This window comes from Paenibacillus sonchi (assembly GCF_016772475.1).
Lineage (GTDB): Bacteria > Bacillota > Bacilli > Paenibacillales > Paenibacillaceae > Paenibacillus_AQ > Paenibacillus_AQ sonchi.
On record NZ_CP068595.1, the window covers coordinates 501,127 to 520,288 of the forward strand.

The window sequence follows — 19,162 nt, forward strand, 5'->3', positions numbered from 1 at the left end:
AACTCTCTATTAATAATTACCTAGCCGCCATATGTGAAATTGAAATTCGCATCCTTCAACAAAGGAGCCTTCTCATCCTTGCCAGATAGTACAGGAACCACATGTATGGGCCATTCAACACCTATTACAGGGTCATTCCACAGAATACCGCCATCACATTCGGGAGCATACAGCTCATCACATTTATATTGAACTTCAACATCCTCAGTAAGAGTCATGAATCCATGTGCAAAACCCTTCGGGATAAGCAACTGCTTCTTATTCTCTGCACTTAACTCAAGACCAAACCATTTACTATATGTAGGGCTGCCTTTTCTAATATCTACAGCTACATCGTAGATGACTCCACGTGTACAGCGGACAAGCTTCGTCTGTGCTTTAGGATTCAATTGGTAATGAAGGCCTCTAAGAGTTCCTTTGACAGCAGAATAAGATTGGTTATCTTGGACAAAAGTAATATCTATTCCTTGCTCCTTAAACTTCGCGTCGCTAAATGTTTCCATAAACCATCCGCGATGGTCGCCAAATACCGCCGGTTCAACGATAACTACGCCAGGGAGTGCTGTTTCCGTCAATTTCATTTCTTTTCACACCTTCAAAACTTAATATTGAATCTTCCCGGTAGCCACTTTTATTAAATATTGACCATAACCTGTTTTGCTCAGCTTCTGCCCGCAGTTTAACAAATGTTCCTTGGTGATCCAGCCATTAATATAGGCAATCTCTTCAAGAGCAGCAATCTTAATCCCTTGATGATCCTCGATAGTTCTTACAAAGTTAGTCGCATCCACAAGACTTTGATGAGTACCAGTATCCAACCACGTAAACCCGCGGCCCAGCAGCTCAACATCCAACTCACCTAGGTTGAGATAGGCTTCATTAATTGAGGTGATTTCAAGTTCGCCCCGAGAAGACGGCTTAACATTCTTCGCAATCTCGACTACCCGGTTATCATAGAAGTACAGACCAGTAATAGCATAATTAGATTTAGGCTGTGCAGGCTTCTCTTCGACACTGAGCACCTTACCGTCTTCATTAAACTCCACCACCCCAAAACGCTCCGGATCTTGCACATGATAACCAAACACAGTCGCACCCTGCTTTTTCTCCGAAGCACGCTTCAACATTTTGCGGATACCGTTGCCATAATAAATATTGTCACCAAGAATCATAGCCACCGAGTCATTCCCAATAAAAGACTCACCCAAAAGAAAAGCCTGAGCTAAACCATCAGGACTAGGCTGCACTATGTATTGTAAGGATATACCGAACTGAGACCCATCCCCCAAGAGACTTTCGAATCTAGGCGTATCTTCCGGTGTGGAGATAATTAGGATGTCATTAATTCCAGCCAGCATTAGAGTGGATAATGGGTAATAGATCATGGGCTTGTCGTAAATAGGTAACAGTTGTTTGCTGGTTACCATAGTTAATGGGTATAGGCGGGTTCCGGAGCCTCCGGCTAGGATTATGCCTTTCAAAATGCTTCCTCCTTTTGATTAGTAATCAAAAAATTTAATCAGTATTATATAGATCTCTGGTATATACCTTTCTTATAACATCTGAAAGCTCACTTGATTGTCTATTGGACACTATAACATCAGCTAAATTTTTAAACTCTTTTAAGTCCGTTACTACTCTTGAACCATAGAAAAATTCATCCTTTAATACCGGTTCATATACCACAACTTCAATACCTTTACTTTTAATTCTTTTCATTATTCCCTGAATCGATGAAGCTCTGAAATTATCAGAGTCAGTTTTCATGGTAAGTCTATATATACCTACAATTTTAGGATTCTTTTCTATTATTTTTGATGCAATATAATCTTTTCGAGTTCTATTGGCATCTACAATCGCTCCTATAATGTTGTTAGGAACATCATGATAATTTGCTTTTAATTGTTTTGTATCCTTTGGAAGACAATATCCCCCATACCCAAAAGAAGGATTGTTATAGTGACTTCCTATTCTAGGATCAAGTCCTACCCCCTCTATAATCTCTTTGGTATTCAAACCTCTTGTTTCAGCATATGTGTCTAACTCGTTAAAGTAAGAAACTCGTAACGCCAAATAAGTATTAGAGAACAGCTTAATTGCTTCAGCTTCTGTTGAATTGGTGAATAAGATAGGTATGTCTTTTTTTAACGCGGCATCAATTAATAAATTTGCAAATTTCTCTGCTTTTTCTGACTTCTCTCCTACTATTACTCTTGAAGGATACAAATTATCGTATAATGCCTTACCTTCACGCAAAAATTCAGGTGAAAATATAATATTCTGTGTATTAAATTTTATCTTGGCGTCTTCTGTATATCCTACTGGAACAGTGGATTTAATCACCAAAGTTGCTTTTGGATTAATTCTTAATACTTTAGAGATAACACTCTCCACGCTTTTTGTATCAAAATAATTTTTTTCGGGGTCATAATCTGTAGGTGTTGCAACAATAACGAATTCAGCATCTTTATATGCTTTATTTTCATCTAAAGTAGCTTCGAGATTCAAGCTTTTTGAAGATAGGAACTCTTCAATTTCTTTGTCTGCTATTGGTGATTTCTTTTTTTAATCATTTCAACTCTGTCCTGAATTATATCAATTGCTATTACTTCATTATACTGAGCTAACAATACAGCATTTGAAAGTCCTACATAACCTGTGCCAGCAACTGTTATCTTCATGTTTTAACCACCTTTATAACATAATATATAATAAGCAATTATAAAAAGTAGGATTAGGACAATCCGAACTCTGGTTTAAGAATCCCTTGCTTTTTCAATTGATTCCTTATGAGCAAATTCAAAAATAGTCAATATAATAGGCAAATAAACAATTCTTTGAATGTCAGTATAAAATAGCGTTAGGGAAATAAGCAAAAAATATGGACAGAGGGTGATAAGTTCAATACTTTTTAATTGTAATGCATTTTCTTTGTTATTCTTTAAAGTTTTAATAAGTTTCCATATTATTAATACAAGAAATAAACCTCCACAAAGTCCATAAATAGATAAAAATCCAATTATTCCAATATCAGAGGTGTTATAAGTTCCAAAAGGCCCATGATTTAGGGGAACATAATCTGGAGAAGATATATCTATAAATCCTCTACCAAATATTCCATTGCTAAATATTTGTCTAGAATAAAACCATATTTCTTGGCTTCTTATAAGAGTACTACTAACTCTATCACCTGTCATAAATGAGGAGAAAAACTTAGATAAAGCATCATTGGCCATCAGAAATATAACGGGTACCAAGATTATATAGACAACTATGTGTATGCCTTGATTTCTTCTTTTAATAAATAAAATGGATATAGAGAAAGAAAATAGCAATGCAATTATATACATACGTGTTTGCGAAACTAGAAGAATATAGATTAATTCAACTAATAATGGTATCCATAATTTCATTTTACTTTTATTAAACGCATTTCCACTAACTATCTTAGAAAACAGTAGTACCGAAGAAAACGCTATAAAATCCGCTGGACGGGCGATCCTCGGGTTAATACTTTTGGATAATACAACTAAATTTTCATCATCGAATAGTAGAAATGCATTCAACCCACTTTTAAAAAATAAGTATTGAACTATAAGTAAAATACTGTATATAGTACCAAACAGAATAATGCTATTTATTAGAAAATGATAGTTTCTTTTATCTTTCCAACAAAAATAAGATAAAAAATAAAACAATATTATAATATAGTAGAAGTAGCTAACTCTCAAAACACTCAAAATTGATTGATTGTAAATAAGCATGCTCATAATACTAATAACTACCGTTGAGAATAAAAAAATGACAATCGGCGGATTATAGTACCTCACCACAGTATGACGTGACATTTTTTCGAATAAAAACCATAAAACAAAAGAAAAAAGGCACACGATTAAAGTGAGTTGCTTTGTGTGATATGATGTTAATGCGCTAATGAAGGACGGCAATTTAATCAACGAAAAGAAATTCGTTTCAATTAAAAGTAGAAAAATTACAATAGATTGATATATTTTTTTCATTGTTTCACCATATTCTCAGGCCTTTTTTGGGGCACTAATATATTTATTACTCTCTTTAGCTCTCCAGAAATTAAAAGTATTCCTAAGTAAATCAATCCTATAAGTGCAATTTTAAAAACCAAAGTAAATAAAGGGGTACCCGATAATCTGAAATTTCCGCTTGCAATATAAGTAATAAATGCTGAAATCACAGTCCATCTAATCACAACTATGAATTCTCTTAAACTCTGCTTTAGTACTACTTTTATCAGTACATAGAAGGTTTGAAAAAAATTTATTATATAGGCAATGGTTATTCCAATACTAACATAAACTATTTCATTTTTTTGAATTCCAAAAACTATACCACTAATAATTAATGTAGAAGATGCTAGACCTGAAAGAAATAAATACTTCGTATTTCCTGAAGCTTGAAATATCGAACCACTTGCTGACATTATCATTTGGAAGCCTATTGACAAGGACATAATTTTGAAGGGAACAATACTTTCGTTCCATTGGGATCCGTACAAGACTGTAATAATTTCAGTTGCACAAGAAAAGCATACAATCGAAATGAATCCTCCTAATAGAGCCAATACTCTTACAACTTTAAGAAATTGTTTATAAATCATACTATAATTATTCTGATAATCAGAAAGCACCGGGTGTAAAACTGGTGTTACTGCATTAGTTAAGTACTGTACTGGCATCAATACCAATTTATATGCCATATTATAATAACCCAAAGCTGCTTCACCTATAGTTTTTCCAATTAGAAAGCTATCAAGATTTCTGGCAAAATAATTTATCAGGTTAAATAACATTTGATATATTGAATATTCTTTAATTTTATTCAATGGTTTAGCATTAAATTCCAACTTAAATTTAACTTTACTATAATACAAATTAATATTGAATAAGAGCATTGCGTAAAAAATCGACTGATAGACTATTGAAAAATAACCTACATTAGACAATGCACTAATTATTGCTATTGCCCCACTTAACAATGTAGAAAAAATAGTTATCAATCCTATTAATTTGAATTTCTTTTCTTTCTGCAATACCGCTTGAGGTATAATATTCCATATACTAAACACAACAGAAAAAGTCAATAAGCGTCCTATCAAACGATAAACAGTATCATTATATATCAATACAATTAGCTCAGTAATCCCTACAAAAAATATACCAAAAAGTAAACCTAGAATTATCATTATGAAAAAAATATTGGAAATATCTCGATCAGATAAATCCTTTTTTTGAATTATTGCTGCTCCTATGCCCATGTCTCCAATTACAAGAAAAAAGTTTGTGAACACTGTAAGTACTGCCACTATTCCAAAATCTTTTGGACTAAGCACTCGAGATAAGATCATGGTTACTACAAACATAATTATGATATATAAATACTTAGAGATAATTGTTACTATTATTCCATTTCGAAGTTTTCCCACAGTATCAATTACCTTTCTCCCCAGGACTTAATCCCATCAAATTCAAAAAAACTTTTGCTGAATGCCGTTGATGTTTTATTTTAAATAGTTCTTTAGCAAACTCTTTTTTTACAACTTTATTAGTTGATTGATCCTCATAGTGCAATACTTGTACTATAGGTGAATATATTATTTTCATATTCTTTTTGTTGCAAAGATAGGTCAGAATATCTTCTTCAAAATACAAAAAAGTTTCCGAAAAAAAAGCCTCTTTTTCCCTAGACACGTACAAAGGTGAAAATACAACACAAGCCCCGTGAAGCACTACATTTTCTTGTTCGTATTTATACAAAAAATCACTATCATTCATACTTCTTGAATTCTTAAATTTCCTATATAATAGAAGTGTTTTTTTTCCAATTACTCCTTTCATCAGATACTTCAATCTATTTCTAATTATTTTATTTTCGAAGTCATCCCAAACCTTCAAATACTCTCTCAGTTCTTTACTAGATAACGGTTTATCCCTTAAAGGGCTTTGATGAAGACTCCTACTTAATGAAAGAATGTCTGGCCCCATAATATAAAATTGCTTTTCGTTATATAATTGAATTATTTTCTCGACAAAAAAAGATTGCTTTATCAATGTATCATTATTAAGTATTACAATATAATTTGCCTGCAATTCCTCTTTGGCATAGCAATACCCTATATTATTGCCTTTTGCGTAGCCAATGTTATCCTTATTAATTATAGTGTGGATATTATCAAAAGCCTCAAAGCTTTTTTTAATAAATTCTCCCGAACCATCACCCGATCCATTATCAACAACAATAATATGAACATCTTCTCGTAAGATATTATCGATCAATGAGTTAATGCAATCTGATGTGGCCTTTTCATCTTTATAATGCAATACTACAAAACATACCTTATCCATTTCAGTCTCCTATTGCCTCAAAGATTATTTGAGTATCTTATCCATTTGTAAATCATATATTAGATTCTCACATGCATATTTAATCATCTCTTTTTTGTAATCTTCTGCTGATATTTCTTTAAACCAATTAATAATATTATTAAAATCAAATATATTTTCATCTTCCATTACCTTATATTGATATCTGAAATCCTTAGGAAAAGATTTATCAGGGTTTGCTATTACGAAAGGTAGCCCAAAAGCACAATATTCTTTATTTTTTATGGAGGTATCATATTTTGCATTTCTTCTATAATAACCCAAGCCTCCTAGTGCTACATGATAATTGCTTACTTCCGACTGGATATCTTCAATATCACTATATTTTTTAAAAATCACATTTTTTTCAATATTCAAATCAGAAGATAGTTTTCTTAGGTTATTGAGTTCCTTAGTCTCATTGCTAATGATATAAAAATAAATTTCTGTTTCTCCTTTATACGCAGCTATACTTCGCAAAGCTCTATCATAACCATGCCAGTAATTAACATGGGCTAGAGCCATAACATTAAATTCCTTTACTATTTTTTTTGGCTCTGCATTTGAATGTTTTATAGAAGATATATCTATCGCATTGTTAAACTCGACCATTTTACGATCTAATACACAGTCATTTTGTACGACTACTGGAATTCGATCTATGTACTTATAAATAAACCTTTGAAAATAGAAATTTTCAGCAAAAGTAGCAATAGTACTTTTAATTCTATTGACTTTATCAAAGGGGTATGTAGGTATTTCATAAAATACTTCCCTAGAGTTATTTTCTTTAATTTTTTTAAAGATTGACGACCAACCTGTTATATCTAACCCAAGTCTTCTGAAATAAAATAATTTAAAATCGTACCTGCTTATTAATTGATCTATATAAGAACATAACTCATATCTTGGTTTTAAAGTATATTTTGAGTAATTCTGAAGCTTGAATGTTTCTATTGTTTTCACTTCTCCATTAATGAAGCTACTAAACTCGCAACTTCCCTTCTCACAAATTATTAAAAGATAAGTATCATATCCAAAATTTCTTAGAGAGCTCATCTGCCCCAATATTTTATTCCTATAACTTTCAAAATCATAAACAATATAAATTGCACTTTTCATTTTTATGTTCCCTCTCATAAGATTGATAGTAATATAGAAATGAACTACATTCTTATCATATTAGGAAAATAAATATCTTCTCCCTCTTTTTTGTTTTTATACCATTTCTCTGGTGCAATAACTATTTTTTCTTCATAATTTGATAAATAAGCACCAAACCAAGAAAATGAGCTGTTAGAAATAATAAAATGTTTACATTTACTCATAATAGTTATTCCTTCATAGTCAGACACACCTTCAATATACGTTACTTCCTGACCAAATGAAAAAAGATTTTTACATTTATTAATATCATCACTAAAAATATAAATTTTAATATTATTCACCCGTTTTTTTATGTAATCTATTCCCTCGTAAAAGTACCTCTCAGAAAAAACATTCAAATTACTATTTAAATAGTCTTCACCACATCTAATACTGACTGCAACACTGTTAACTGACATTACTTCCTCAACGATATTTTGAGTTTTAGACAGGAAATCTTTTTTAACCACCAATTCGTTTAGCAGTACCTCTTTAACTGCTTCAAAATAGAAGGGGCTTTGAAAATAGCCATATACAAATATATCTTTTTTACCCGAATACTTTGGAGTTGGGTAATAAAAAACATCAAAATTATAGAAATACCCCCCCTTCGCCATCAAATGAAATAGTAGAGTTCCCATTTTATTTTTCCGTGTAATTTTTTTGATCATAAACTGTACAATATGATAAATTCTCCTAGTTAACCCATACCTATATCTATCATTACGAGTGACCATTGCCTCACTAAAAATATTGACTCTATCATTCAGTTGAAATTTGTTTAATGAAAATTCTCTTACTTTATAATTTTGATATCCTCTCAAATCCAAATAAATATCAGCATTGTATAATTCTTGTAAGTATCTTGCATACGCATATTGGAATAATTGATTTCCCAGTCCACCCATAACTCGGATTATTATCTTCTTTTTTTTACTCATAGACCCTATCATTTCATCATCACCTAATTGAATTATACTTATTCATTCTTCCCTGTGTATAATCCTGATATGCTTTATTTATAATTTTGATTTTTGGACCTTTATTTTTATCAAAAAATATAATAAAAATAATCTGTTTTAAGCTTCCCAGGAACCTAAAAGAAAACCTTCTTAATCCTTTTAGATATTTATCTGAGTAATAAAGTCTATTTCTGAAAATATAATAGTTCCTCAATGCATTATGTTCCGAATATTGAAACCCAAATAGATTTCTAGTACCTTCCCCTAAACTTTGATTCAAGTAGGAATTATTCAAAACAACTATCTTTAAGCCTAATGAGTTCAACTGCATGCAGTAATCATAATCTAATCTGTCAATAAAGTAGTTTTCATCAAACCCTGAAGTATAAGAGTATGATTTAAGATTAATTGCGCTACCTGAGGTAATAACCCATTTAACGTTATTAGACAAGTTAGTGCCTAAACTTGCCATGGAATTTGTTTTTGATTTGTTAGATTTCCAATTTAAGAATATTATCTTGGGCGCTACAATTCCAACATCCGTTAAATCATTATTCGAAATAAATTCCATTAAAATATTTAAACTCGAATTTTCAAAAACACTGTCTTGATCCATGGTGATGATATAATCAAATCCATCTTTAATTGCGTTATTGCATAAATCGTTTAATGCTTTTGCCATTCCCATATTGCTTTTCTGAGGCATATAATGATAGAATTTTTCATTTGAAAATGCCTCCGCAATTTTTGAATCTGGCTCCTCTGTATTATCATATATATATATTTTGCTAATAAACTTTGAATACAATAGTATATTGTTTATATTTTCTTGGCTGGGATAATACAAAACCACTCCCAAACATAGCTCCATCTATTATCCCCTCACATTCATCCAAAAACAGGATAAAATTATCAAAATACCAAAGATATTATTTCCCCTGAGCACCAGTTCTTAAAAACACCTTGTAAATTTTCATTCTAATACTATTTGGTAACACAGCTAGCGTCCCTTGAGCTAAAGCTGACATAAAAAAGTCTAAAAGTGAATAAAAACCTATTTTTCTAAGATGCCACTTAAAGAGAATAATGCATTTAAAATACGAAACTCCCCCTCGTCTCTTATACATATTTCTATTAGCACGCATATAAAGTAAAGGTTCCTCAATATTGGCGCTTACCGCTCCATTCATAAGAACTCTTGCCCATAGATAGTAATCTTCAAATAGCTCAAAATGCTTATATCCCCCAGCTTGTAAGACTACTGATTTTTTGTACATTACAGCAGGATGGTTAAAGGGATTTCTTTTTTTGCAAACTTAAGAATTGATTCATGTGTTAATGGAAGTCTTTTTATTGATTTGACTTTATCAATATTAACCTCAAATTCCATGATTGATGAACTCACTATTGAGAGTAATTCGTTTTCTTCAAACATTTTTATTTGTTTCTCACATCGATCTTTCTTAGAAACATCATCCGTATCCATACGAGCTATAAGTTCATTTTTACAATAATTCATTCCTATATTTAAAGCTTCGCCCAGTCCCTTATTTTCCCTTAACGGTATAGTTTTTAAGCAAGGCTCATTAGCAAACTCATTCAAAACCTGCTCAAGTGATGGTGTTAAAGTACCATCTTTAACTATAATTATTTCGTCCGGCTTAAGAGTCTGCTGCAGCATGCTTTCTATACTTTCACGCAAATAATTGGGATCTTCTTTATAATATAAAGACATTAATACAGAATACTTTGTATTTTTCATAGCACGTACTCCAATTATTAGTTACTTTTATTAATTGAACTTTCAAACTCCTCAACGTCAACCATGTAATCTCCTGTCAACTCATAATCATAAACTAATGAACCAAATAGTTTTCTAAGGATTCCGAATTCAGGAATAAAAATTAAAATATTAGCTAAAACCCTCGAAAATCTTACTTGTTTATGATTATTTGATGCGATATGCTTAACAAGCACTTGAATATCAACATATTCCTTATTTTGGGGATGGAAGACACCAGCTTCTTTTCTATCTACTATTCCCCTAATAAATTCACATAAATTATCTATATAAAGCATACTTCTTTTATTATTAAGTTCAGGAAATAGCGGAGACCAAAGCACTAATTTTTTTAATTTGGAGTAATTTCCAGGACAATTTGGTCCATAAATAATAGGAGGCCTAATGACTGTTACCCTAAAATTCTTCTCTTCCATTTTTCTAATTTCATTCTCAGCTTGAAACTTTGATTTTCCATATAAAGTATTTGGTTTCTCTACAGTTTCTTTATCAATTACCATCACATTTTTGGTGCTTCCCTCCATTCCAAAAACTGCCATTGTACTCAGGAATACAAATTGGCTAACCCCCTCTTTTTTTGCTTTTTTAGAAAGTTCAACTGTCAAATCCCTGTTAACCTTGTAATATGTTTCGCTCATTTCTTGCTTTTCTTTTTTATGCACTAGTGCTGCCGTATGAAATAGAACATCATAATCAGAAAACTTATGTTTCTTCCATTCATCGTCTCTAACAGATATAAAATCCACTTTATATTCTTTTGGCCACTGTTTTAACCAAGCTGCAAATTTCTTGCCTATATAACCATTTTCACCTGTTACAAGTATTTTCATATAGGATCTCCGAATCATTGAATCTATTTATTTATAATGTTCTAGATTGCTTGTTACCTTCGATAATCCCCTCTCTCTTAACAACATTGTATACCGTCTTAAAAAAAACTTGAAAATCAAAAGTTAAAGATAAAAGATTTAGATATTCACCATCAAACTTAGCCTTCTCTTCAATAGGCAGTTCATCTCTGCCATTGATTTGCGCCCAACCAGTTAGCCCAGGTTTTATATTATTTGCTTTGTATTTATCACGCTCAGCAATCAAATCATATTGATTCCAAAGCGCAGGTCGCGGACCAATAATACTCATTTCACCTTTAAGTATATTTATAATCTGTGGAAGTTCATCCAAACTTGTCTTCCGAAGAAATTTGCCAACTTTAGTGATAAAAAAATCTGGATCTTGTAATAGATGCGTCGGCATATCACTTGGTGTATCCGTACGCATGGTCCTAAACTTCAAAATATAAAATTCACTCTTGTTCTTCCCTAGCCGCTTTTGTTTGAATAGTACTGGCCCTTTTGAGGTGAGCTTGATTACCACTGCGATAATCAAGAAAAAAGGCCATAACAGGAGTATTCCGATTAGAGCCATCATAACATCTAAAATTTGTTTTATTACAATATAAGGTCTCATTTGTTCACCTAATCCTTAAGAACTCTTTACTATGCAATCCCATCCCTTACCAAGTGAAGAGATGGGATATTCAGTAATTGATCAAAAGTAACTCTTGCAACTTATCCCCCAAGCTTCGACAATCCCTGCTGCACAGACGCATTAAATGCTTTTCTATACTCAGCAATGATCGCTGTGCTATAGCCATTATTGTTTAGTTTTTGTTCAGCTTCAGCAACTATACTATTAAAGCTGGATGTGAATGAGGCGAGTTGTTCCTTACCTTTGGCAATTAGTGCATTCCTTGTGGCTTCGTCTGTTGCTGCCAAATATTCAAAAGCAAGACCGCCGAGTGAGGATTGGGCTTCGGATTTCAATGCATTCAACTTGTCTTCAGTTTCACTAGTAATAGCCTCATAAGATACCTTACCATTGGAAGATCCACCGCCTGTGGCTCCTCCCGCAGCACCGGGTGCAGCCGAAGCAGCTGGTGTGGATGTCGCATTTGGCTTAGAGGTAGCTGTAGGATTCGCTGTTGCTCCTGGAGCAGAGACATTGCCTTGGCCTGTTCCATTAGCACTCCCATCCGATTGCTTTTGATAAGTTTTGGAAGCAGCTGTAATCGTCTTATTTTTCTGATCCCAGCTAATGGAATTCCCTACAGATTCCGATAAAAAACGAAGGGGGACATATAACGATCCATTCAGTAAATAGCTGCCTTGACCGGAAGGAACAGCCTTAGTGGAACCACTAAAAACGTAGCTGGCTTTTACTTTACTGAGTACGATGTTTTTGCTCGCAGTAGCTGCGCCACTCCCGTTTCCGGCATTCATTAAGTACTCCTTGATCACTACCAATTCTGAACTGCTCGGATCAGCCACTGTAACTTTTACATTCTTGGCGTCCCAGCTCACACTCTTCTGCAAGGCGTAGGACATGAAACGCAGGGGTACATAAGTAGTATTGTTATACATAAATACATATTGCCCAGCAGGCGGCTGCAGGGTCACTCCGTCAAAGACCATCTTCACTTCCATAGTGGGAACTTTGATCGAATCAGTAACTGTAGATGCTGATGCAGACAATGGAGCGGATGCAGTTAGTGGAGCTATCCCAATCAACATCAGCAGCATCAATGCTACTGCTGGAAATTTCGCTTTAGACATCATCATTCACTTCCTTCTTTGGTGGCTTCTTCGCTTTCTTTCTTGTTACCAGTTACTTGATCATAGGTCTTTCCTTGGCTCAAACCATATTTCTTAGCGACTTGTACTAATTCGTTATATTGATCTTCAGAAACTTTACTAAGGATAATACTACGAGCTTCCTTCTTTTCTTCGTTAGTCAGTCCGCCTTTGGCTAACTCTTGAAGTCTTTTGATATCCGAAACACTTAACTGTTGTGCCACTATTGATGCAACATCAGCTTTATCTTTTAACGTTACGCTCTCCTGTACTTCTTTAGCCTTATCAGTAGAAATATGAGCTATACCATCCACACCCTCAGGTGTTGGAACCGGAGTACTTGTCGGCTGGCTTGTACTGGCAGCCGCTTTTCCACCATTATTCGCCTTTTTATCACCGGCACCATCTGAAGCCGGAGTACTCGAAGGTGATACCGCAGTTGTTGGCTCAACTTTCGATCCTGGTGCTGCTGAAGCATTTGGCTCCGCAGTTGCGTCACCCGCAGCTACAGGAGGTTCAACAATTTCTCCTTGAGCATTACTGGTAGTCTCGTTTGCTTCAACGTTGAAACCGTCAGCCATCGAACTCATTAACTTATCTACTGCATAGTTGGCAGCGAACAGGCCTGCAACTCCTAACACGACAATCACCGACAGCGTCCAGAACAATACTTTCTTCCATCTTTTGTTGAACACTTCAGGTACCTCCATAGGAATGAATTAGCTAATCGCAGCTTGAGCTACCGGCTGCATCGGCACAATCTGGTTAATGACTTCACGAATAGCGTCTCCGTCTTCAGCCAATACACGTTCCAGACGTTTGAACTCCAGTTCCAGCTGATTCTGGCTAAGAACGTTGGGTTTACCGATGAAGATCCGGTTATGCCGGGTGGAACCCAGATTCTCCTCGGCTGTCAGCAGTTCTTCATACAGCTTCTCACCTTCCCGTATTCCGGAGAAGGTAATCTCAATATCCTTGTAAGGCTCATAGCCGGACAAGGTAATCAGGTCCTCGGCTAAGGTCAGAATCCTCACTGGTTGGCCCATATCCAGTACAAAGACTTCTCCGCCATTCGCAAATGATCCGGACTGGATGACCAGTTGCACCGCTTCCGGAATCGTCATAAAATAACGTACCATCTCGGGATGGGTCACGGTAACCGGTCCGCCCGCAGCGATCTGCTGCTTGAAGGCCGGAATGACGCTGCCCCGGCTGCCCAAGACATTGCCGAATCGTACTGCTGAGAATTTGGTTGGGCTGGAGGTGTTGAGGCTCTGCACATACATTTCTGCGATACGTTTGGTCGCTCCCATCACACTGGTCGGATTAACGGCTTTGTCAGAGGAGATCAATACGAACCGTTCCGCTCCATATTTGTCAGCACAGTCAGCTACATTGCGGGTCCCGAAGACATTGTTCTTAATGGCCTCGGCGGGATTGCGTTCCATCAGAGGAACGTGCTTATGCGCTGCCGCATGAAAGACTACATGCGGGCTGTGACTCTGGAATACTTCCATCATCCGCGTGCGGTCCTGAACATCCGCAATTACGGTAACAATGTTCAGATCCGGGAAGCTCTTCCGCAGCTCCATCTCTATCGTGTAAATGCTATTTTCGCCGTGTCCGAGAATTAACAGTTTGTCTGGGGCAAAAGGGGATATCTGACGGCATAGCTCTGAGCCAATTGAACCTCCAGCCCCGGTGACTAATACCGTCTTGTTATGTACATACCCGAGAATGCTGTTCATGTCAGCCACAATCGGTTCGCGTCCAAGCAAATCCTCTACGCTGACATCACGCAGCTTTTTTACCGAAATTTTGCCGGCAATCAAGTCATTAAGTGCTGGAATAATCTTCAGCTTGGCCCCGGTAGCCTTCGCCAAGTTAATAATTTCGGAGATTTCCGTTCGGGATACAGAAGGCATAGCGATAATAATCTCATGAATCTCGAGTTCCTTCACAAGCCGGGGAATATCATAACGGTTGCCGAGAACGGGTACTCCCAAGATAGACAGATGGTATTTATCTGCACTGTCATCAATGAAGCCGACAATTCGCGTATGGGCAAATGAAGGGCCCATCATTTCCCGGGCGATCAGTATTCCGCAGTCACCGGCACCCACAATCAGGGTATGAGTCTCTGTATCCTTGGAGTTAATACGATCATTGCGGAACACTCTCCAGCAGAAGCGGACTCCTCCCACCAGGAGCAGGATCGTTTCCATCGCGCGCACCTCAATGCTGAGGGGGACCCGTTCCGGCAAAATGATAAATGCCGCCACAAAAGAAAGGACAGCTCCTACAACAATCGCTTTGAATACAGAAATGATCTCATCAATGCTGGCATACTGCCATAATCTGCGGTACAAGCCAAAATAGATCAGACTGCCCCCAAAGGTTACTGTCGCAATAAGACCGAACACCAGCATCTGAAGCGTATATTCGTCAGGTATGCCCTTGGAAAACCGGAACATATAAGAAGTCACAATACTGAACCAGATGATCGCAAGGTCAATGAGGAATAACAAATAAACTCTGGTTTTCGCTGTCATTTTCAGTGCCTCCAAAAATAACAATTTTCTTCTATATAGAACTTAATTTCCGTAGTAGTAGTAATAATAACCTTCACTGGCTTTGCGCTTCACATTGTTCAGTACGACTCCCAGCATCTTCGCACCAACACGGTCAAGGTTAGACTTGGCCTTGGCTGCGATATCCCGCTTCACTTTGCCATAGCTGACCACCATAATGACTCCGTCACTCTTGGAGGCGATAATTTGTGCATCTGTGACAGCCAAAAGGGGCGGAGTATCGAACAAAATCATATCGTAGCGCTGACGCAGCTCCTGCAGCACAGCACTCATCCTGTTGGAGGCCATCATTTCTGCCGGATTTGGGGGAATTGGACCTGAAGTCATGATGGAGAGATTAGCTACACCTGAATCCTGAACGACATCCTCCAGATCAGCCTGCTGCGACAGCAGCGAAGACAGTCCAGCACGGTTGCTTAACGAAAATGTTTTGTGAGCTGTAGGCTTGCGCAAATCCCCATCAATCAGCAAAACTTTTTTGTCCGCTTGGGCATAAGCTGCCGCAAGGTTGGCTGTAACCGTAGACTTTCCTTCTTCAGGGCCGGAGGAGGTAACCATAATGATCTGGATCTGCTCGTCTACGGAAGAGAAATCAATGTTCGTCCGCAGAGCGCGAAAAGCTTCCGATACAGGCGAACGCGGATTGGTCACGGTAATGAGATGGCGTTGTTTACTTGGCTGCTGTGACATGTTCGAGTTCTCCTGCCTTTCTGGTCAGCTTCTGGGCCTGTAATTCTGTGGACTTCGTTTCCTCTTGCCCCAGTCTGGTGATCATGGCGATCGTAGGCAGACCCAGATATTTCTCAATATCCTCTTCGGTCTTCAAGGTGTCATCCAGATATTCCAGCAGGAACGCGATACCCAGACCAATCATCAATGAAACGATAAAAGCAATTGCCAGATTCATTACAACGTTAGGCTCAACAGGTCCCGGTGCAACCGGCGGATCAACCTTAGCCTCATTCAGGATGGATACGTTCTGCACATTGAACAGGGACGGAATCTCCTGCTTGAACACAAGTGAAATGGCATTCACGATTTCTGCAGCTCTCTGGTACGAATTATCTCGAACGACAAGTGTCATCACCTGCGTATTATTTACGGAACTCACATTAACTTTCTTAAGCAGATCTTCCGCAGTAAGATTGAATTGCGGATAGTTCTTGGCTACGACATCCAGAATAGCGGGTGTCTTGATAATTTCCTTGTAGGTATTAATTAACTGAATATTGGTATTGATCTGATTAAGGTCAAGCTGTGCCACAGTAGACTGTGTAGGCGTCTGATTAACGATAATCTTGGTGGAGGCTTCATACACCGGATTCTTAATATATAGGCTGTATACTCCGGCAAGAATACAAACCGCAACCACAATGCTTACAATCATCCACAGTCTCTTCCTGACGATCTGGAAATAATCGCGAAGATCCAATTCTTGTGCTGACAAGTGAATTTCCCTCCAAGCTGTTTCTGTAATATTCATCCTATACACAGTGAACTGGTGAATCTTGAATATGAGTTCGCAAGTTCAATGTATATAAGCTAAAAAAGTGCCTCCTCTCACCGAGACGAGAGGAGGCTCTCCACTTGCTTATAATAAAAACTTTTACTTGAAGTTGATGGTACGGTAGATGATTACAGCTGCTTCTGCACGGGTTGCTGTGTTGTTCGGGTTGAACTTGCCGGCATTGCCGATAACAAGGTTATGGCTGGCTGCAAAGGCTACTCCATCTTTCAGGGAAGCGGCGATCTTCGCAGCATCCGCGAATTTAGTCAACGACGAAGCATCTCCTGCAGTGGCTTGCGGGTTAACAGTCTTAACCGCACGGGCAATCATCGTTGCCATTTCAGCACGGGTGATGGTTGCGTTTGGATCAAACTGGGAAGCACTGCGGCCCGTAACGATGCCCTTCTCAGCAGCAACGGCTACATAAGGAGCGTACCAGGCTGTGGAGGCAACATCGCCGAAGCTTTCAGTAGCTGTGCTGTTCTCCAGGTTCAGCGCACGGATCAGCATCTTAGAGAACTCAGCGCGGGTAACATTGCTCTTCGGAGCGAACTTGCTTGCGCCAACACCTTCAATTGCGCCTTTAGCGGCTACAACTTGAATTTGTCTTCCAGCCCATGCTTGTACGCTTGCAACGTCATTGAAGTTCACTTTGTTCTCAACGACTGCATATGTCGAGAGGGTATCACGCGGTTCAACGATATAGTCGCCGTCAACTACGCCGCCATGGAATTCGAGAGCCTTGTAGACCACTTTCGACACAGAGAGCAATTCCTTGTCAAGGCCAGTTGTATTGGCCAAAGGAAGCTTAATAGTCAATGGTTGTTTGAAGGTTGTTGTCTTCACGCCGCCTACTGTCAGATCGAAAGAGTACACTTTCGAAGCCAGCTTGAGGCTGGTCAGGGAAGTTACTGTTGTGTCAGCTTCATTCGTAACGGTCAGTGTTACTGCATCACTGAACTGGGATACCGGAATTGTAACTGTCAGACCGTTGAAGGTTACTGCGATATTAGCAATACCTCTTGCCTTAGCGGCTTCAATAATCGCTTTGGACAGTGGAACTTCTACTACCTTAGCATTGACAGTGCCCAAATTCAGGGTAAGTGTAAGGCCAGTCTTGCCAGGATTAGCTGCCAGCAATGCGTCAAAAGCCTTGATCACATCAGCGTCAACCAGCTTCAGGGTTGCTTTGTCGCCGACAATGCTAACCAATTTGGAGACATCGTAGAATCCAGGAGTAGCGGTTGGATTAGTGACTACTACAGCAGTGCCGCCACCGCCGCCGCCACTACCACTACCACTTCCAGGGTTAGTAGTAGTCAACGGATAAGCACGAAGATAGGCCGAAGCAAGTGATTGAGCTGCTTTTCTGGAAGATTTAATTTCTGTATTCACATTAACGAAGGTCTGTACGAGATCATCAGCAGAAATTTTCAAATTGGCAAACGCTTGACTAACAGTTAACGCGCCAGTACCAATCTTTTGGTCGAGAACTTTGTAGACAGCGTCCTTCACCAAAGTCTTCTGTGAAGCAGGATCAGCAAGGTTGAGCGGATCCGTGCCCAATTTGTTCACCACCAAAGTGCGAAGTTCTGCTTCTACGCCGTTAGAAGCGAAGAAGAAATCCAGAATGTCGTCGAAGCTAAGGTTTGGAACGTTAGCCTGGGTTGCAATTGTATTGAACAAAGCAACATTATCCTTATCTAAACGAATGTCTTTCAGCACATCAAAATCATTTGCATACACATCGTATACTACACTGGAAACGCTTTTGAATAATTTCAAAGAGGTTGCTTTTTCCTTATCGGTTAGGTCAATCTTGCCAAGAACCGGAGCAAAAATCTTCTCGAACTTATCCTTGTCAAGTCCTGCTACTTCATTTGAATAGTTCTTCAAATAAGTTACTTCTGTTACGGTCAAGTTTTTGTAAATAGTCGTAATCTTGTCCTTAACGGTCTGATGGCCAACTTCAGCCGCTGCAGCCGTTCCAACCAGTCCAAGATGCTGAGCCAGACCAGTACTGCTGAACGGAAAACCTGCAAAGGATGCTGCTGTCATGCTTGCTGCTAATGTTGATACTGCTAACTTTTTCTTCAAAGACACTTTTCATCCACCTCTTTGTATGTATTT

18 protein-coding genes and 1 pseudogene are annotated in these 19,162 nt (G+C 37.6%); all 19 read right to left on the reverse strand.

Going from position 1 to position 19,162, the window contains the following annotated elements; translation table 11 throughout:
* Window positions 1-20: 20 nt before the first annotated feature.
* Window positions 21-581, reverse strand: a complete 561-nt coding sequence (gene rfbC, locus JI735_RS02270) for a dTDP-4-dehydrorhamnose 3,5-epimerase (protein ID WP_039838038.1) — start codon at window positions 579-581, stop codon at window positions 21-23.
* Between the two features lie 21 nt (window positions 582-602).
* The gene (rfbA, locus tag JI735_RS02275; RefSeq protein WP_039838039.1) at window positions 603-1,481 is read right to left on the reverse strand and encodes a glucose-1-phosphate thymidylyltransferase RfbA; all 879 of its coding nucleotides are present in this window, start codon (window positions 1,479-1,481) and stop codon (window positions 603-605) included.
* Window positions 1,482-1,515: 34 nt separating this feature from the next.
* Window positions 1,516-2,681 (reverse strand): annotated as a pseudogene (locus JI735_RS02280) (nucleotide sugar dehydrogenase).
* Between the two features lie 75 nt (window positions 2,682-2,756).
* A complete protein-coding gene (locus JI735_RS35185) occupies window positions 2,757-3,566 on the reverse strand; it encodes a hypothetical protein (protein ID WP_157771458.1) in 810 nt (269 codons plus the stop codon).
* Window positions 3,567-4,015: 449 nt separating this feature from the next.
* On the reverse strand, window positions 4,016-5,458 hold the full coding sequence (locus JI735_RS02290; protein ID WP_051052151.1) for a lipopolysaccharide biosynthesis protein: 1,443 nt from the start codon (window positions 5,456-5,458) through the stop codon (window positions 4,016-4,018).
* A 4-nt stretch (window positions 5,459-5,462) separates the two neighbouring features.
* Entirely contained in the window at window positions 5,463-6,377 is a 915-nt protein-coding gene (locus JI735_RS02295; RefSeq protein WP_039838043.1) for a glycosyltransferase family 2 protein, read from the reverse strand.
* Window positions 6,378-6,401: 24 nt separating this feature from the next.
* Window positions 6,402-7,517, reverse strand: coding sequence for a hypothetical protein (locus JI735_RS02300; RefSeq protein ID WP_039838044.1), 1,116 nt, complete (start codon window positions 7,515-7,517; stop codon window positions 6,402-6,404).
* 44 nt (window positions 7,518-7,561) lie between these two features.
* Complete coding sequence (locus tag JI735_RS02305; RefSeq protein ID WP_202677009.1) at window positions 7,562-8,482, reverse strand: alpha-1,2-fucosyltransferase; 921 nt, start codon at window positions 8,480-8,482, stop codon at window positions 7,562-7,564.
* Window positions 8,483-8,501: 19 nt separating this feature from the next.
* Window positions 8,502-9,374, reverse strand: a complete 873-nt coding sequence (locus JI735_RS02310; protein ID WP_039838046.1) for a glycosyltransferase — start codon at window positions 9,372-9,374, stop codon at window positions 8,502-8,504.
* A 58-nt stretch (window positions 9,375-9,432) separates the two neighbouring features.
* On the reverse strand, window positions 9,433-9,780 hold the full coding sequence (locus tag JI735_RS02315; protein ID WP_202677010.1) for a glycosyltransferase family protein: 348 nt from the start codon (window positions 9,778-9,780) through the stop codon (window positions 9,433-9,435).
* Window positions 9,780-10,265, reverse strand: coding sequence for a glycosyltransferase (locus tag JI735_RS02320; RefSeq protein ID WP_202677011.1), 486 nt, complete (start codon window positions 10,263-10,265; stop codon window positions 9,780-9,782). Before JI735_RS02320 ends, JI735_RS02315 begins: the two co-directional genes overlap by 1 nt.
* Window positions 10,266-10,282: 17 nt before the next feature.
* On the reverse strand, window positions 10,283-11,134 hold the full coding sequence (locus JI735_RS02325) for an NAD-dependent epimerase/dehydratase family protein (protein WP_039838048.1): 852 nt from the start codon (window positions 11,132-11,134) through the stop codon (window positions 10,283-10,285).
* A 31-nt stretch (window positions 11,135-11,165) separates the two neighbouring features.
* On the reverse strand, window positions 11,166-11,771 hold the full coding sequence (locus tag JI735_RS02330) for a sugar transferase (protein WP_039838049.1): 606 nt from the start codon (window positions 11,769-11,771) through the stop codon (window positions 11,166-11,168).
* Window positions 11,772-11,872: 101 nt separating this feature from the next.
* Window positions 11,873-12,916: a copper amine oxidase N-terminal domain-containing protein gene (locus JI735_RS02335; RefSeq protein ID WP_202677012.1), complete on the reverse strand. Its 1,044-nt coding sequence runs from the start codon at window positions 12,914-12,916 to the stop codon at window positions 11,873-11,875.
* Window positions 12,917-12,918: 2 nt separating this feature from the next.
* The gene (locus JI735_RS02340) at window positions 12,919-13,629 is read right to left on the reverse strand and encodes a RodZ family helix-turn-helix domain-containing protein (RefSeq protein ID WP_039838052.1); all 711 of its coding nucleotides are present in this window, start codon (window positions 13,627-13,629) and stop codon (window positions 12,919-12,921) included.
* Between the two features lie 24 nt (window positions 13,630-13,653).
* Entirely contained in the window at window positions 13,654-15,486 is a 1,833-nt protein-coding gene (locus JI735_RS02345; RefSeq protein ID WP_039838053.1) for a polysaccharide biosynthesis protein, read from the reverse strand.
* A 42-nt stretch (window positions 15,487-15,528) separates the two neighbouring features.
* Window positions 15,529-16,215, reverse strand: a complete 687-nt coding sequence (locus JI735_RS02350; RefSeq protein WP_039838054.1) for a CpsD/CapB family tyrosine-protein kinase — start codon at window positions 16,213-16,215, stop codon at window positions 15,529-15,531.
* On the reverse strand, window positions 16,196-16,972 hold the full coding sequence (locus JI735_RS02355; RefSeq protein ID WP_020430234.1) for a YveK family protein: 777 nt from the start codon (window positions 16,970-16,972) through the stop codon (window positions 16,196-16,198). The genes JI735_RS02350 and JI735_RS02355 overlap by 20 nt, the downstream gene beginning before the upstream one ends.
* A gap of 159 nt (window positions 16,973-17,131) precedes the next feature.
* A complete protein-coding gene (locus JI735_RS02360; RefSeq protein ID WP_039838055.1) occupies window positions 17,132-19,135 on the reverse strand; it encodes an S-layer homology domain-containing protein in 2,004 nt (667 codons plus the stop codon).
* Window positions 19,136-19,162: the final 27 nt, after the last annotated feature.

Bases quoted from the DNA above. Each gene is read 5' to 3' on its own strand.
- JI735_RS02350 (WP_039838054.1), bottom strand. From the start codon at position 16,215: ATGTCACAGCAGCCAAGTAAACAACGCCATCTCATTACCGTGACCAAT.
- JI735_RS02315 (WP_202677010.1), bottom strand. From the start codon at position 9,780: ATGTACAAAAAATCAGTAGTCTTACAAGCTGGGGGATATAAGCATTTT.
- JI735_RS02295 (WP_039838043.1), bottom strand. From the start codon at position 6,377: ATGGATAAGGTATGTTTTGTAGTATTGCATTATAAAGATGAAAAGGCC.
- JI735_RS02345 (WP_039838053.1), bottom strand. From the start codon at position 15,486: ATGACAGCGAAAACCAGAGTTTATTTGTTATTCCTCATTGACCTTGCG.
- JI735_RS02320 (WP_202677011.1), bottom strand. From the start codon at position 10,265: ATGAAAAATACAAAGTATTCTGTATTAATGTCTTTATATTATAAAGAA.
- JI735_RS02300 (WP_039838044.1), bottom strand. From the start codon at position 7,517: ATGAAAAGTGCAATTTATATTGTTTATGATTTTGAAAGTTATAGGAAT.
- rfbC (WP_039838038.1), bottom strand. From the start codon at position 581: ATGAAATTGACGGAAACAGCACTCCCTGGCGTAGTTATCGTTGAACCG.
- JI735_RS02330 (WP_039838049.1), bottom strand. From the start codon at position 11,771: ATGAGACCTTATATTGTAATAAAACAAATTTTAGATGTTATGATGGCT.
- JI735_RS02325 (WP_039838048.1), bottom strand. From the start codon at position 11,134: ATGAAAATACTTGTAACAGGTGAAAATGGTTATATAGGCAAGAAATTT.
- JI735_RS02335 (WP_202677012.1), bottom strand. From the start codon at position 12,916: ATGTCTAAAGCGAAATTTCCAGCAGTAGCATTGATGCTGCTGATGTTG.
- JI735_RS02305 (WP_202677009.1), bottom strand. From the start codon at position 8,482: ATGAGTAAAAAAAAGAAGATAATAATCCGAGTTATGGGTGGACTGGGA.
- JI735_RS02310 (WP_039838046.1), bottom strand. From the start codon at position 9,374: ATGGAGCTATGTTTGGGAGTGGTTTTGTATTATCCCAGCCAAGAAAAT.